Below are 15,755 nucleotides of genomic sequence, written 5' to 3' on the forward strand. Positions count from 1 at the left end.
TATGATTGCGGTAAACACACTTCTGGACAAAACAAAAGGCGACCGGTGGATCTGGTTGATCATCATCATGCTATCCATCATATCGGTGATGATTGTATACAGTTCAACCAGTACGCTGGCTTACAAGCGCGGGGTAGGTGTAGAAAAGCTGCTGCTCACCAAACACGTCATCTTTGTGATTATTGGGATTGCGATGATCTACATCGCACACCTGCTCGACTACAGGTATTACGCCGGGATATCCAAGATACTGATGATTGTTACCATTCCTCTTTTGGTATATACGCTGATATTCGGTGCAAACTATAACGAAGCTTCCCGCTGGGTAAAAATCCCTGTAATCGGCCTTACATTTCAGACGTCCGATCTAGCAAAACTCGCTTTGATTACATTCTTAGCCAGAATGTTAACAAAAAAGCAGGAAAATATTAAAGATGTAAAACGTGCATTTGTACCTATCATGGGATCGGTATGTGTGGTATTCGTGCTCATAGCCTGGGCAAACTTATCAACCGCCCTCATGCTTTTTGGAGTGAGTATACTGCTGCTTATCATTGGCAGGATCAGTATAAAGCAAATCATGATCGTGTGTGCCGGAGGATTCGTATTGCTTTTATTTGTTGCCTTTTTAGGTCCGCGTAAGGAGGTTTATAAATCCCGTATCAATACGTATTTGCATCCTGAACTTCAAAACTCAGATAAGACTTTCCAGTCCGACCATTCCAAAATAGCCCTGGCATCTGGCGGATTACTTGGAAAGGGTCCGGGTAATAGTATAGAAAAAAACTTTTTGCCGCATCCGTATTCGGATTTCGTATTTGCAATGATTATAGAGGAGTATGGCACCGCAGGTGGTGTGTTGGTGATGTCGCTGTATCTCGTCCTGCTCTATCGCTGCATCAAGATCGTAACTAAGGCCCCGAAAGCTTTTGGCGCACTTTTGGCAGCCGGACTTGGCTTTAGCCTAACAATTCAGGCCTTTGCGAATATGGCAGTGGCCGTAGGATTAGGTCCCGTAACGGGCGTCCCTTTACCGCTGGTTAGTATGGGTGGAACGTCCTTGCTGTTCACCAGTATCGCCTTTGGAATAATTTTGAGCGTAAGCAAAGACGTTGAAGAGTATAATAGTAAAAAAGTGATTGTCGGAGAAATACCAGCAATGGCATAAAAATAATGAGCAGTACAAGAATAATTATTTCGGGAGGAGGAACAGGCGGACACATTTTTCCGGCTATATCGATCGCAAATGCGCTTCGACGTATGGAGCCGGCGTGCGAAATATTATTCGTGGGTGCCACAGGTCGCATGGAGATGGAGAAAGTACCTTCGGCTGGTTATAACATCGTCGGACTCGATATCAGAGGAATCCAGCGAGGCTCTGTCATAGGAAACCTGGGTCTTCCAATGGTGCTGGTCCGGAGCGTCAGGAAAGCACTCCAGATTATTAAAGAATTTAAACCGGACGTTGTGGTGGGGGTAGGCGGTTACGCTTCGGGTCCTGTTCTTTTTGCTGCCTCTTTGAGACGCATTCCTTATCTCATTCAGGAGCAAAACTCTTACGCAGGAATCACCAATAAATGGCTCGGTCGGAAAGCATCAAAAATATGTGTGGCCTTTGACCAGATGGATCAGTTTTTCCCGGGCCGCGACATCATCAAAACCGGAAATCCTGTCAGGAAAGATGTTGTTGAGATCAAGGGCAAAAAACCTTTAGGCGCCGAATGGTTTGGTCTTAGCACTACCAAAAAGACTATTTTGGTTATTGGTGGAAGCCTCGGCGCCGGGACTCTAAACAGAAGTGTAGAGAAGCATTTGTCTCAACTCATCGAAAACGACATTCAGGTGATATGGCAGACAGGCAAGGCCTACTATGGCACAATAATATCCCGTTTGGGCGACAACTATCATCCGAACGTTCGCATTCTGGAGTTTCTTACGCATATGGATATGGCCTATGCACTGGCAGATCTCATTATCTCCCGCGCTGGTGCTGGTACAATTGCTGAACTTTGCCTGATAGGCAAGCCGGTTATCTTAGTGCCTTCACCCAACGTAGCGGAAGATCACCAGACAAAGAATGCACTCGCATTAGTAAAAAATAACGCGGCATTGCTTGTTACCGACAATGCTGCTGAAGAAATGTTGATCGAAGAGGCGATCACATTACTTAAAGACAACGACAGGATGAAATCGTATTCTGATCAGATCGCATCCCTGGCTCTGCCCGTTGCAGATGATCTAATCGCAACGGAGGTGATGAAACTGGCCCGAAAGGAGGAGACATGGAATTAGGGGATGTTAAAATTGTATATCTGGTTGGTATCGGAGGTATAGGCATGAGTGCGCTCGCACGATATTTCTCTCGCAGAGGAGTAATTGTTGCCGGATATGATAAGACGCCGACTGCGCTAACGAAGGCTTTGGAGCACGAAGGAATTCATGTATCTCATAGTGACAATCCTGAATCACTGCCTGAACAGTTTATTGTCAGTAAGGCAGGTGCCCTGGTAATCTATACGCCCGCCGTACCCAAAGATCTGTCGATCCTTAATTTTTTTCAGGATAGAGCCTACAATCTTAAAAAGAGGTCTGAAGTTCTTGGGATGATCAGTAAAGGTCAGTTTTGCATTGCTGTTGCTGGTACCCATGGAAAAACGACCACATCATCAATCATTGCGCATCTTCTTACCCACAGCGGTGTAGGTTGCACAGCTTTTCTTGGAGGAATCAGTTCAAATTATAACACAAATTTCCTTATCGGGCATAATGAGCTGGTTGTTGTGGAAGCGGACGAATATGACAGGTCATTTTTAACGCTTCACCCAAACATCGCAGTCATCACATCAATGGATGCGGATCACTTAGATATCTATGGCGATCAAACACAATTGCATGAGTCGTTCAGGATGTTTGCCGGACAACTCAAAAAGAACGGCAAATTATTCGTAAAGATTGGCTTGCCGGTTTCCGGAACAACATATAGTGCAACATCAGAATCAGCCATCAAAGCGACCAACATACGGGTTGAGGGTGGCAGTTTTGTGTTCGACTATATAGACGGCGATATAACTATTTCAAATATAAAAATGATGTTGCCCGGTGTACATAATATTGAAAATGCCGTGGCAGCCATAGCGGTTGCAAGAGCCTTAGAGGTATCACCTGAGAAAATTAAAACGTCAATCGAGACGTTCAAGGGGGTCAAACGCCGGTTCGAATATGTAGTCAAAACGTCTCACCACATATATATAGATGATTATGCTCATCATCCCGAAGAATTGAAAGCCTGTTTTAGCGCCGTTAGGCAATTATATCCCGATAAGAAGCTAACGGTGATTTTTCAACCCCATCTTTTCAGTCGTACCCGTGATTTTGCAGAGGAGTTTGCGACTGTGCTGGGCACGGTCGACGAACTAATATTATTGGAAATCTATCCCGCAAGGGAAATACCTATAACCGGTGTCGATGCGAATTTTCTTCTTGAAAAGGTGGAAATGCAAGCAAAATCACTGGTCGGCAAGAATGATGTCCTGGAGCTTATCGCCCGTGAAAGCCCCGAGTTACTGGTTACCGTGGGCGCTGGAGACATTGATACTTTAGTTGAACCATTGAAAAATATTCTATCATATGCTTAAGCGGATCAACTGGACCAGGGTATTTAAAATTTTTGCGTGGACGGGCAGTCTCGCGGGAATAGTCGTGCTCATGAGCTTTATTGACGTAAAAAAGAAAGACATCATCTGTCAAAACATCAATATTAGAATCCCTGGGGCCGACAATTTTATTGAGCGTGAGGAGATTGACGCCATATTAGCAAGGAGCCAGGGAGTATTGGTAGGGCGCAAACTGAAAGAAATAAATCTTCAGGACCTTGAGCAGAGTATAAAGGACAACCCCTATATCGCATTTGCAAAAGTATATGCCGATATGAACGGTGTTATCAACATAGCGCTCGAGCAGCGCGAACCGGTACTACGTGTGGTTAACTCTGGAGATCAGGAATTTTATATCGAAAGAACCGGACTAAAGATTCCTGTATCCCCTAATTTTACAGCCAATGTCTTAGCTGTTAACGGAAAAATTCTGGAGCATTTTTCCGGAAAGGTAGACACACTGATCACGAAGAAAGCTAAAGATCTGTTTAAGGTTGCCTTATATGTTAAGCAGGATTCGTTATGGGACGCACAAATTGAGCAGATGTTCGTAAACGATAAAGAAGATATTTTGCTAATACCCAGGGTCGGCAATCAAAAGATTGTACTAGGCAGTGCCGATTCACTGGATGTGAAGATGAATAATTTGCTTGAATTCTATAAACAGGTTATGCCTAAGCTTGGATGGAATACTTACAGAACAATCAATATTAAGTACACAAACCAGGTCGTCTGCGAGTTGAACAAAATAGATTCGACGCAGCTTACTAACTCAGTAGATACAATAAAAAAACAAATACCTAAGGAAACAATAAATAATCAACTCAACAAATCGATATAATCATGGGCAAAGAAAAATTAACCACTCAGTCTCCAATTGTAGTAGGATTGGATATCGGTACTACCAAAATCTGCGTGATCGTAGGGCGCAGAACGCAGCACGGCAAAATTGAAGTGTTGGGTATAGGTAAAGCAGAATCTGCCGGTGTTACCCGCGGCGTAGTGTCTAACATACAAAAGACAGTGCAGGGTATATCACAAGCGGTTGAACTTGCAAGCGCACAGTCAAATGTTGAGATACGCGTTGTGAACGTTGGCATTGCAGGTCAGCACATCAAAAGTCTCCAGCATAGAGGTATTCTAACAAGAAGGGAACTTAATAATGAGATAGCTAAAAAAGATATCGATAAACTCATTGATGATATGTTTAAGTTAGTGATGCCTCCTGGAGAGGAGATCATCCATGTTCTTCCTCAGGAGTTCACTATAGACAATGAGCCCGGTATCAAAGACCCTATCGGTATGGCCGGAGTCCGGTTAGAAGCTAACTTTCATATTATATCTGGCCAGGTAACAGCGGTTAAGAACATCATGCGCTGCGTTACCAACGCCGGCTTGCAAACCCAGGAGTTAATCCTGGAGCCACTAGCGTCTTCAGAGTCGGTGTTGAGCGACGAAGAGAAAGAAGCGGGTGTAGCGCTGGTCGATATCGGCGGCGGTACTACGGATATTGCCATATTCCATGAAGGCATTATTAGACACACAGCGGTAATACCTTTCGGCGGAAACAGCGTAACAGAAGATATCAGGGAAGGTTGCTCCGTCATGCGTAACCAGGCTGAACTGCTTAAAACACGGTTTGGTTCGGCTCTGGCTGAAGAAAACAAAGAAAACGAGATCATCTGTGTGCCGGGGCTGAGAGGAAGAGAACCAAAGGAAATATCCGTGAAGAACCTGGCCTATGTAATTCAGGCCAGGATGGAAGAAATCATAGAGCATGTATACTATGAAATAAAGTCGTCGGGTTATGAGAAGAAACTTATCGGCGGTGTTGTTATCACTGGTGGAGGTGCCTTATTGAAGCATCTCTCGCAGCTTGTAGAATATGTTACCGGACTTGACTGCAGAGTCGGCTATCCAAACGAACATTTGTCGAAGTATGAAGATATGCCGAAAACGATTTATGACGACCTGAAAAGTCCGATGTATGCGACCAGCGTTGGCCTGCTGATCAAGGGTATCCAGAAGGCAGAAGAGCTGATAGAGGAAATGAACCAGCCGGGCGTATTCGTTGAAAGACCCAAGGATAAAGAGAAAGCAAAGCGTTCCGGAGGAGGTCTTTTCGATAAGTTACTAGCCAAAACCAAGGATTTCATCAAAGACGATATGAACGTTAGCGACGAAGATTACATCAAGCCGTAATATTTTTCAACAAAGCAGAAATTTTCCACATTCCCAACAGATGTGGAAAACGCCTGTTAAAAAAGTGTTAATATTACATATTGAGATGAGAAGGCAACATGAATTTTTAAACAACTGATTCTTAGAGATATGCAGTTCGAAATGTTAAAAGATAAGTCATCAATAATCAAAGTAATTGGTGTAGGTGGCGGTGGTGGTAATGCGGTAAACCATATGTATCGCCAGGGAATTACGGGTGTCGACTTTATAATTTGCAATACTGATGCTCAAGCTTTGGAGTCCAGTCCTATCCCAAATAAGGTTCAATTGGGGGCTAGCTTAACGGAGGGTATGGGCGCAGGCTCTATACCTGAGGTTGGGAAAAATTCAGCTATTGAAAATATCGACGATATTAAGCAGATGCTGGGCAATACAACAAAGATGTTGTTTATAACTGCTGGTATGGGCGGTGGAACCGGAACAGGAGCCAGCCCAATAATCGCTAAAGCAGCTAAGGAGCTGGATATTTTAACTGTTGCCATTATAACTACTCCATTTGCATTCGAAGGCAAGAGGCGGAAAATGCAGGCGAATGACGGGCTGGAGGAACTTAAAAAATATGTAGACTCTTACCTCGTTATATCTAACGATCGCTTACGCGAAATCTTCGGCAACTTAACACTTGGATCTGCATTTGCACAAGCTGATGATATTTTGACAACTGCAGCTAAGGGCATTGCAGAGATCATTACTGTACCTGGCTATATTAACGTTGACTTCAAGGATGTTAGAACCGTCATGAAAGAAAGCGGTGTGGCCATTATGGGCAGTTTTGCATGCGAAGGAGAGAACCGTGCATTGAGCGCAGTAGAGGGTGCGCTCGCATCGCCACTGCTAAAGGACAATGAAATAGAAGGTGCCAGGTACATCCTTCTTAACATTAGTTCCGGGCTGCGCGAGGTAACCATGGACGAAGTGACAATTATTACTGATTATATTCAAGACAAAGCCGGACTTTCAGCCGATTTGATCTGGGGTAACTGTATCGACGAAAGCCTTGAGGATAAGTTGTCTGTAACCATTATTGCCACCGGGTTTCAGACCAAGGAAGAACGGGAAGAGGATAAGAAGAACGTTAAAAAGATATCTCTACTTACACCGGAGGAGGCTCCTCTTATAAGACCAGTTGAAGCAGTTAATACGTTTATACAACCGAAGCCGGAATCGTCCTATAAGGAGCCGGTGCTGAAGGTTAAAGACGAGCAGATCCGGCAGTCAGATCTTTTCGGCGATCTGTTCAATGCAAATAAGCAAGCCGTTCAGGAGCCTGAAAATAATGTAGTCAGGCATACGCTAATAGACGAGGAAATTATCACCAATACTCAGGAAGGTCAGGATTCAGCCTATGAATTCGAGGTTAAAGTATCAGAAACTAATTTCGTTTTTGAATCGCCGGTGGCAAACTTCAACGAGCCCGAAACACAGACGCCCCAGCAGGAAGCGCAATCTGCCGGACCTGATGATGATAAAAGTGATGAGTCCATTGAAGACCAGTTGAGGAAGTCTAAGGAGCGTATTCTAAAACTTAAAGATCTTAGCATGAAGTTACGCACAAGTAATGGTTTGCAAGAACTGGAGAATGAACCTGCCTATAAGCGGAAGCAAATGCAGCTGCAGCAAGTCCAGCACTCATCAGAATCACAGATATCACGATTCACTTTAAGCAACGAAGATGATGGTTCTACAGGTATCAGACCAAATAATTCTTTTTTGCACGATAACGTAGACTAATCAAAATTACATAGCAAGAGTGCCTCAACGGGCACTCTTGCTGCTTCTGACGTCCTCCTTGGATTGATTATCTATGATATAAACCGTAAATTTGCGCGTACTTACTAAAAACATATAACATTGGACATATTTGAAAAGATAGCGAAACATATGGGGCCGATTGGCCAGCATCAAAAGTGGTCACATGGATATTTTTCCTTTCCCAAACTGGAAGGGGAAATTGCACCACATATGAATTTTCGCGGTAAAGAACATCTGGTATGGAGTTTGAATAACTATTTAGGATTGGCAAATCATCCAGAGGTAAGAGAAGCCGATCAGCGTGGAGCAGCAGAATTTGGAATGGCATATCCGATGGGAGCAAGGATGATGTCAGGTAATTCAAAATATCATGAGCAACTTGAGCAGGAACTTGCGGCCTTTGTAGGTAAGCCCGACGCTTTCCTGTTAAATTATGGTTATCAGGGTATGGTATCCATTATCGATAGCCTGGTCGACCGTAACGATGTCATTGTATACGACGCAGAGTCTCACGCCTGTATTATCGACGGACTACGTTTGCATATGGGTAAGCGTTTTGTGTACAAACATAACGATATCGAAAGTGCACGTAAACAGCTGGAGCGCGCTACAAAGCTAGCTGAACAAACTGGAGGAGGAATTCTGGTGATTACCGAAGGCGTTTTCGGAATGTCAGGAGCACAGGGGAAGCTGAAGGAACTGGTTGAATTGAAAAAGCAATTTCAGTTTCGTCTGCTGATTGATGATGCGCACGGCTTTGGAACAATGGGGCCGACCGGAGCGGGCACTCATGAGGCCCAGGACTGTATTGAAGGCGTAGATGTTTATTTTGGCACCTTTGCTAAATCTATGGCCGGTATAGGTGCATTCGTAGCTTCTACCGAAGATATAACCAACTATCTTCGTTATAACATGAGGTCGCAGACCTTCGCAAAAGCATTGCCTATGCCAATGGTTATTGGACTTCTCAAACGGCTCGAACTGCTCAAGAACAATCCGGCCTTGCGCGAAAAACTGTGGACCGTAGCGCTCGCCCTGCAAAACGGGCTCCGTGAGCGAGGTTTTGATCTTGGGGTAACAAATACTATGGTAACTCCGGTTTTCCTGAAAGGCGAACTGCTGGAAGCAACAGCGCTTACCATGGATCTACGCGAAAACTACGGTATTTTCTGTTCAATAGTTGTGTACCCTGTTATTCCTAAGGGGCTTATAGAACTAAGGTTAATCCCTACAGCGGCTCACAGCCTTGAAGATGTTCAACGCACACTTGAGGCGTTTAGCGAAGTGTCTGAAAAGCTTGTGAAAGGACATTACAAAACGAGCCAGCCTTCTGTAGCCTAACTTTTAAATGTGCTGAAAAGCGACCGGTATGTTTATAACCTTCCAAATTGTGGAAAAAAACAAGATTGCTTACATTCAAATCGGGGGGCAAAAATTTTTTTATTGATTCAAACCGCTTACATTAGTAATACCGTAATAATCAAAACCTTAAAGAACCTAAAAGTAAGTTAACGATGAAAAAATTTAATGAGGTAAAGGAGCTCATTGCTTCTTTAGAGGCAGATGTAGATAAGTTCTACAACAAGTCAAACAGCGCTGCCGGAACAAGAGTGCGCAAGGGTATGCAAGATCTTAAGAACCTTGCTCAAACCATCCGTCTTGAGATTCAGGAAGCAAAAAATAAAGGTTAATACGCTTTATTGATTCAAAAAACAAGCCTGCATGATAACTCTTGCAGGCTTGTTTTTTTGATGTGATTCTAAACCACTACTTTAAGTCTGTCGGCAAGTTGCCCGACAATCGATGCCCTGAGGCCCTCAGATACACTGACGAGTGGTAACCGCACATGGTCGGCACATACGCCGTAGTGCTTCAATGCTGCTTTAACGCCTGCAGGATTCCCTTCTGCAAATATCATCCTCGTAAAATCAATCAGATCCAAATGAATCGGTAAGGCTTCCGAATAATTTCCTTCCAGACACAAACGGATCATTCGGGAGAAAGATTCAGGTAAAGCATTACCCACAACCGATATAACACCCACAGCGCCAAGAGATATCATAGGCAACGCGATCGGGTCATCCCCCGAAATAAGCATAAAATGCTCAGGTTTATCTCTCATAATCTGATTGAACTGGTCAAAATTACCCGAGGCCTCTTTCACCGCCACCACGTTAGAGAAATCTGTGGCAAGTCTGCATGTGGTCTCAGCGGTCATATTGCTCGCTGTCCGTCCCGGCACATTATACAATATGATCGGAAGTTCAGTAGCCTCGCTAACAGCCTTGTAGTGCTGGTAAATACCTTCCTGTGTAGGCTTGTTGTAATAAGGGCTGGCCGAAAGGATACCGTCATATCCAATGGCATTAAAACTACGTATGCAATGTACCACTTCTGCGGTGTCGTTTCCGCCAATGCCTGCAACCAGCGGCACTCTTCCACCGTTTATTTCCGCTGTAAATTCCCAGATCTTTTTCTTTTCTTCCTTATTGAGTGTTGATGCTTCACCTGTTGTGCCAAGAGACACCAGGTATTCCACTTTCCCGTCGATCAGATAATTGATCAGGTTTTTCAAACCATCATAATCTACCGACCCATCTGCGTTAAATGGCGTAACTAACGCTACACCAGTACCATGAAATTTTTTCATTTCTTAATTATTATTCAACATCTCCATTAAATCTACCACTGCAATCAGCGGTACATTAAGCTTCTTAGCCTTTTCCAGTTTAGAAGGTCCCATGTTATCACCAGCAACCAAATAGTCTAATTTAGATGAAATGCCGCTAAGCATCTTACCCCCGTTGGCTTCTATTATATTTTTTAGTTCATCGCGGCTGTAGCCGTCAAAAACTCCCGAAATTACAAATGTTTTTCCGTTTAATTTGTCACTTTGCCGGTCAATTTTGCTTTCGGTCGCAGTAAACTGCAAGCCATAACTTTTCAGCAGTTCCACCTGAGCTACATGCTCTGGTTTACCAAAATACTCTATGATACTTTCTGCTATGCGCTGTCCGATTTCGTCCACAGCGGTAAGCTCCTCAGCGGAGGCACCGATCAGGTTTTCGATATTCCTTAATCCGGCAGCCAGTTTTCGCGCCACCGTTTCTCCTACATAGCGGATGCCCAGTCCGAACAATACCTTCTCAAAAGGCATTTGCTTCGATGCCTCAATCCCGTTGAGCATATTCTCAATAGAACGTTCCCCAAAACGATCAAGCATCTTCAGTTCGTCAGCTTTCTGATGAAGCGAATACAAATCGCTGATGTGACGTACCAATCCCTTTTGATAAAAAGTTTCAATAGTTTCATCGCCTAAGCCATCAATATTCATAGCCTTCCGACTTATAAAATGCTGAATCTTACCAACAATCTGCGGCGGACAACACTCGTCGTTAGGACAGTAGTATGCCACTTCACCTTCCTTTCTGATCAACGCTGTACCGCAACGCGGGCATACCGAAGGATAAACGATCCGCATACTATCCGGCTTTCGCTTATCAAGATTTACGTTTGTAATCTTCGGAATAATCTCGCCGCCTTTTTCAACCACTACAGTGTCCCCCTCATGCAAATCCAGCCGGTCTATCTCATTTGCATTATGCAAAGTCGCCCGTTTCACGGTCGTACCCGCAAGAACGACAGGTTTTAAATTAGCTACCGGTGTAACCGCGCCTGTACGCCCCACCTGGTAAGTAACCTTTTCCAGGATTGTCTCCACCTCCTGAGCCTTATATTTAAACGAAATGGCCCATCGGGGCGATTTTGCCGTAAATCCAAGTTCCTCCTGCTGCCCATAGCTATTCACCTTAATTACGATCCCGTCTATGTCGTACGACAAGTTGAAGCGTTCTGTTTCCCAGTACCTCACAAATGTCAGCACATCATCAATGCCCGAAGCCAGTTTCGTATCTTCAGAAACATGAAAGCCCCATTTTTTCAAGGTTTGCAGACTTTCCAAATGCGTTTTGAAAAGCGTCTTATCTGTGTGCAACGCATAAAGGAAGCAATCGAGTGGCCTCCGGGCTACCTCGCCCGAGTCCTGCATCTTAACCGTACCGGCAGCAAAGTTTCGCGGATTCGCATACCGCACTTCCCCCAGTTCCTCGCGTTCTTTGTTCAGGCGTTCAAACGCCGCGCGATGCATAAAAATCTCACCTCTTATCTCAAACAAATCCGGTACATCAGTTACCGTATCTCCCGGATGCAGATGATGCGGAATGGTATGGATTGTCTTTACGTTAGTCGTTACATCATCACCTTTCGATCCATCACCTCGCGTAACGGCCCTAACAAGCCTTCTGTTCTCGTAAGTGAGGCTGATAGATAAGCCATCGAACTTTAATTCACAAACATACTCAAAATCACTACCCAGAGCCTTCCTAACCCGCTCATCAAAATCACGAAGCTCCTGTTCGCTGTAGGTGTTGCCCAGCGAGAGCATCGGCCACTTATGTGGTACGGTGAGGAAAGTTTTGGTAATCTCACCACCCACCCGAAGTGTAGGAGAGTTCGGATCCGCAAATTCCGGATGTTCCTTTTCCAATCGCGCCAGTTCAGCGAGCTTCAGGTCAAAATCATAATCGGCAATCGTTGGCATTGCCAGTACATAATAATTGTAATTATGCTGATTCAGTTCCCTTACAAGGGCGTCCATTGTATTTTTAACCTCAGATGCTGACATATGTGCGAAGATACAATATTTAGCGCATCTGCTTTTCCATGGTCTTAAAGATTGAGAAATAATCCTTGCAAATGAAGGCCCTAAACTCCTCCAGTTTTTGTGTCAGCATCTCCTGCTGCCTATCAGTGAAAGGATTTGGCCATAGACGCATACATATCCGGTTCAGTGCATAGGTAATATTTTCAAGTTTCCTGTAGCTGAGTAAATACCTGCTTGAAATAAACGAGTCGAAAAAGGAGAAAAAGGGGGCGGTACTATCCAAACCACTTCTTAAGAGAAAAATATCCAATGCTTCCCTGTCGGCCGACTCCAAATGTTCATAGAAACGTTCCGGTGTAACTATCCCTTCACTTACCAGCAGATGGTCTAGCATAAGCTCCAGGCCGATGTGAGCTAGAAAGAATGGTTTTACCACACTGCCTTTACAGGCCGCGGCAGTAAGCAGTTTTAGTTCATTGGTATAGAATGTAAAAAACTCAGAAGAATGGAAAATGCGGTCAGCCTCCAAATGTCGTTCCCAGCCCTTTAGAATGGCCATCTGCCTTTCATCATCCAGGAATGCTTCCGGAAATTTGTCTAGATAGAGGTTTTTCTTCTGCGCATTCTTAATCAGATCGGGCAAGACCACGCCCAGCACCATGTTATCGTCAGGGTTGTCCCGTTCAAAATAGTAATGCGAAAGAAAATTCATAGATAATGGGAAGTTGATCAGCTAAAAATAGCCATTTTTACAGCTTTTCCTATATTTGCGCAAAAGTAAATCACATGACCAATTTTGTTGAAGAACTCCGTTGGAGAGGAATGCTGCAGGATATTATGCCCGGAACAGAGGAAAAGCTGAATGAAGGTATGACTTCGGGTTATATCGGCTTTGATCCTACTGCAGATGCGCTGCACGTTGGGCACCTTACGCAGATCATGACCCTCATTCATTTTCAGCGGGCCGGTCATAAGCCCTACGCACTTGTAGGGGGGGCTACAGGTATGGTGGGCGACCCGTCCGGAAAATCAGCCGAACGGAACCTTCAAACTGAGCAGATGGTTGAACATAACCTTAACTCGATAACAAAGCAGTTATCCCGTTTTCTTGACTTTAATGATTCCCCCAACAGCGCTGTAATCATCAACAATGCTGATTGGTTCAAGGATATGAACCTCTTTACATTCATCAGGGATATCGGGAAGCACATTACCGTCAATTATATGATGGCGAAAGACAGTGTTAAACGCCGGTTGGAAGGTGATTCAGGTCTGTCATTTACAGAATTCTGCTACCAGCTTATACAGGGCTACGACTTTTACTACCTGTGGAAAAACCATAACTGCCTGGTACAAATGGGCGGCTCAGACCAGTGGGGAAATATCGTTACCGGAACAGAACTGATCCGTCGCAAGGATGCCGGGACAGCTTACGCGCTTACCACCCAGCTCATCAAGAAAACCGATGGAACCAAATTCGGCAAAACTGAAAGCGGCGCGGTTTGGCTTGATGCAAACAAGACCTCACCCTACAAATTCTACCAGTTCTGGCTAAACGCTTCCGATGAAGATACCAAGACATGGATCAGGATATTTACCCTCAAAACAAAAGAAGAGATAGAAACCCTTGAATCCAAGCATAATGAAGCTCCGCATCTGCGCATTCTGCAAAAGGCGCTGGCCTCAGATATAACCATCCGGACCCATTCCGAAGATGCCCTGGAAACAGCGATCAAGACCTCAGAGTTTTTATTTGGCAACGGCTCGCTGGAATTCTTCAGGACACTGGACGCACAGCAGGTGATGGAAATTTTCGAGGGTATCTCCCAATTCCCTATATCAAAAAGGGAACTGGAGCAAGGACTTGACGCAGCGACATTACTCGCCGAAAAGTCCAAAGTTTTTTCATCTAAAGGTGAAGCTAAAAAGTTAATTCAGGGTGGAGGCGTCTCCGTTAATAAAGAGAAACTTACTGACCCCTCGGCCTTACTGAACACAGGTCATCTGTTGAACGAAAAATTCATCATTGTTCAGAAAGGGAAGAAGAACTACTATTTGCTGATCGCAGAATAATCAACCAACCAGCAGATTACAGCCCCTGATATCGGCATTGTCAAAGCGGCCCAGCACCTCGAACGAGCCATCTACATACACGCGGCCGAGATCCTGAGTGGCAATGAACGAACAGGAATTGACATTGGCCAGGTCAATAATGTTGATTCCGCCGGTTCTTCCGGCCTCCAGCAAAGTCAGCGGATCGTTGGTGTCCCGGGCAAGAACCTTCATCCAGGGCGGGCAATGGAAAATTCCCGCCCCGGGGGAATATGCCTGCGAAAGCAGTTCTGTCATCCCATATTCGCTATGCACCCCCGCAATACCAAAGCCATTGCACAAGGCCATGTGAAGCTCCTCGCGTACCATTTCTTTTCTTTTACCTTTCATTCCTCCGGTCTCCATGACAATCAGTTCGGGGAAATCAGGTTTGAATCGCTCAATGAAGTCGAGTAGTGCATAAGTTACCCCGATCAGCACAGTCTTCTGTCCAGCTTGTCGCTGCCTTATCAAAACTTCATATAGCTCATCATGGTTATGCAAAAAATATCCACTGTCTGTATGCCTGCTTTTGGCAAGTAAGGCGTCAACCATATATATCAGCGAAGAACCCTCGCGCTCCAGATAGGAGGGCAGCAGGGCAAGCAAACACACCTCCTCAACGTCACCATAAAACAATTTAAACGCGCGCAGAAAACTCTCCTCATACACCGAAATATCAGTCACCAAATGCCTGCTCTGTATCATGCCGGTAGTGCCTGAACTGCTGAATACCACTTCTATTGGATCTGTCGAACTGACCACCTCCTGAGTCTTGAAAAAACCAATGGGAAGAAAAGGGATTTCATGTAAGCGCCGCACGTCAAGCGGGCTAATGCCCAGTACCGACAAATACTTTTTGTATACCTCACAATGCACGGCCTGAAAGGCAAAAATTTTCAAAGCAATCGCCTCAAAACCATCTTCATCTTTTATCGAAAAAATTTCCTTCGTCATGTTTTTCACAACGGCAAAAATACATAACAGAAAGCGAATAAAAATCTACTGACTGTGTTTATTCGCCAGAATTGCCTTCCTGAAACTATAGCCGCAAAGGCCGCTTACCGCGGCAACCAATCCGCCAAGTACCGCAGTAACTAACAGTACAAGCCACCATAGCTTCAAACCCAGCATCACGGCAATCCTCGAAGCCAGCACATGATGGTTCGGCAAGCTCTTAAACAAGGCCATACCTGTCCAGAGCAACAAGACCGCAAAGAAAGGCGACCAAAAGCTGATCCGACCCGTTTTTCCGAGCAATCCGCATACCGCGAAAGAGATCACGATAACCACCCACCAGGGTAGCACAAGCTGCAGCAAAAACGCAGCGACGATTATAATAATGAATACCATGT

At 44.7% G+C, this 15,755-nt stretch carries 14 protein-coding genes; 9 read left to right on the top strand and 5 right to left on the bottom strand.

What is annotated here, in order from left to right; genetic code table 11:
• Position 1 precedes the first annotated feature (1 nt).
• The 8 genes from QEP07_RS14590 to QEP07_RS14625 all read left to right on the top strand — a co-directional run bounded on the left by QEP07_RS14590 (position 2) and on the right by QEP07_RS14625 (position 9,337).
• The gene (locus QEP07_RS14590; RefSeq protein WP_256007292.1) at positions 2 to 1,168 is read left to right on the top strand and encodes an FtsW/RodA/SpoVE family cell cycle protein; all 1,167 of its coding nucleotides are present in this window, start codon (positions 2 to 4) and stop codon (positions 1,166 to 1,168) included.
• Positions 1,169 to 1,173: 5 nt separating this feature from the next.
• The gene (gene murG / locus QEP07_RS14595) at positions 1,174 to 2,292 is read left to right on the top strand and encodes an undecaprenyldiphospho-muramoylpentapeptide beta-N-acetylglucosaminyltransferase (RefSeq protein WP_285010896.1); all 1,119 of its coding nucleotides are present in this window, start codon (positions 1,174 to 1,176) and stop codon (positions 2,290 to 2,292) included.
• Positions 2,283 to 3,635, top strand: coding sequence for a UDP-N-acetylmuramate--L-alanine ligase (gene murC, locus QEP07_RS14600; RefSeq protein WP_285010897.1), 1,353 nt, complete (start codon positions 2,283 to 2,285; stop codon positions 3,633 to 3,635). Before murG ends, murC begins: the two co-directional genes overlap by 10 nt.
• Positions 3,628 to 4,494, top strand: a complete 867-nt coding sequence (locus tag QEP07_RS14605) for a cell division protein FtsQ/DivIB (protein ID WP_285010898.1) — start codon at positions 3,628 to 3,630, stop codon at positions 4,492 to 4,494. Before murC ends, QEP07_RS14605 begins: the two co-directional genes overlap by 8 nt.
• 2 nt (positions 4,495 to 4,496) lie before the next feature.
• Positions 4,497 to 5,855: a cell division protein FtsA gene (ftsA, locus tag QEP07_RS14610; protein ID WP_256007296.1), complete on the top strand. Its 1,359-nt coding sequence runs from the start codon at positions 4,497 to 4,499 to the stop codon at positions 5,853 to 5,855.
• Positions 5,856 to 5,984: 129 nt separating this feature from the next.
• Positions 5,985 to 7,625, top strand: a complete 1,641-nt coding sequence (gene ftsZ / locus QEP07_RS14615) for a cell division protein FtsZ (protein WP_285010899.1) — start codon at positions 5,985 to 5,987, stop codon at positions 7,623 to 7,625.
• Positions 7,626 to 7,745: 120 nt separating this feature from the next.
• Positions 7,746 to 8,987, top strand: a complete 1,242-nt coding sequence (locus QEP07_RS14620) for an aminotransferase class I/II-fold pyridoxal phosphate-dependent enzyme (protein ID WP_256007298.1) — start codon at positions 7,746 to 7,748, stop codon at positions 8,985 to 8,987.
• 173 nt (positions 8,988 to 9,160) lie between these two features.
• Complete coding sequence (locus QEP07_RS14625) at positions 9,161 to 9,337, top strand: BF3379 family histone-like protein (RefSeq protein ID WP_256007299.1); 177 nt, start codon at positions 9,161 to 9,163, stop codon at positions 9,335 to 9,337.
• A gap of 68 nt (positions 9,338 to 9,405) precedes the next feature.
• Here QEP07_RS14625 and dapA read toward each other — a convergent pair whose 3' ends face one another.
• Genes dapA through QEP07_RS14640 form a run of 3 tightly spaced genes read right to left on the bottom strand, consistent with a single transcriptional unit; the run spans position 9,406 to position 13,021 of the window.
• Positions 9,406 to 10,296 carry a 4-hydroxy-tetrahydrodipicolinate synthase gene (gene dapA / locus QEP07_RS14630; protein WP_285010900.1) on the bottom strand — a complete coding sequence of 297 codons (891 nt, stop codon included), beginning with the start codon at positions 10,294 to 10,296 and terminating at the stop codon, positions 9,406 to 9,408.
• Between the two features lie 3 nt (positions 10,297 to 10,299).
• Positions 10,300 to 12,330 (bottom strand): NAD-dependent DNA ligase LigA, encoded by a 2,031-nt coding sequence (ligA, locus tag QEP07_RS14635; protein ID WP_285010901.1) that lies wholly within the window; start codon positions 12,328 to 12,330, stop codon positions 10,300 to 10,302.
• Between the two features lie 19 nt (positions 12,331 to 12,349).
• Positions 12,350 to 13,021, bottom strand: coding sequence for an ACP phosphodiesterase (locus tag QEP07_RS14640; protein ID WP_285010902.1), 672 nt, complete (start codon positions 13,019 to 13,021; stop codon positions 12,350 to 12,352).
• Positions 13,022 to 13,095: 74 nt separating this feature from the next.
• Between QEP07_RS14640 and tyrS the strand changes: the two genes are divergently transcribed.
• Entirely contained in the window at positions 13,096 to 14,382 is a 1,287-nt protein-coding gene (gene tyrS / locus QEP07_RS14645) for a tyrosine--tRNA ligase (RefSeq protein WP_256007303.1), read from the top strand.
• On the opposite strand, the gene QEP07_RS14650 is transcribed toward tyrS, so the two are convergent.
• Together QEP07_RS14650 and QEP07_RS14655 are read right to left on the bottom strand one after the other, a co-directional pair.
• Entirely contained in the window at positions 14,383 to 15,357 is a 975-nt protein-coding gene (locus QEP07_RS14650; protein WP_285010903.1) for a LuxE/PaaK family acyltransferase, read from the bottom strand.
• A 45-nt stretch (positions 15,358 to 15,402) separates the two neighbouring features.
• Complete coding sequence (locus QEP07_RS14655; protein ID WP_285010904.1) at positions 15,403 to 15,753, bottom strand: hypothetical protein; 351 nt, start codon at positions 15,751 to 15,753, stop codon at positions 15,403 to 15,405.
• Positions 15,754 to 15,755 lie beyond the last annotated feature (2 nt).

Source organism: Pedobacter faecalis (assembly GCF_030182585.1).
GTDB lineage: Bacteria > Bacteroidota > Bacteroidia > Sphingobacteriales > Sphingobacteriaceae > Pedobacter > Pedobacter faecalis.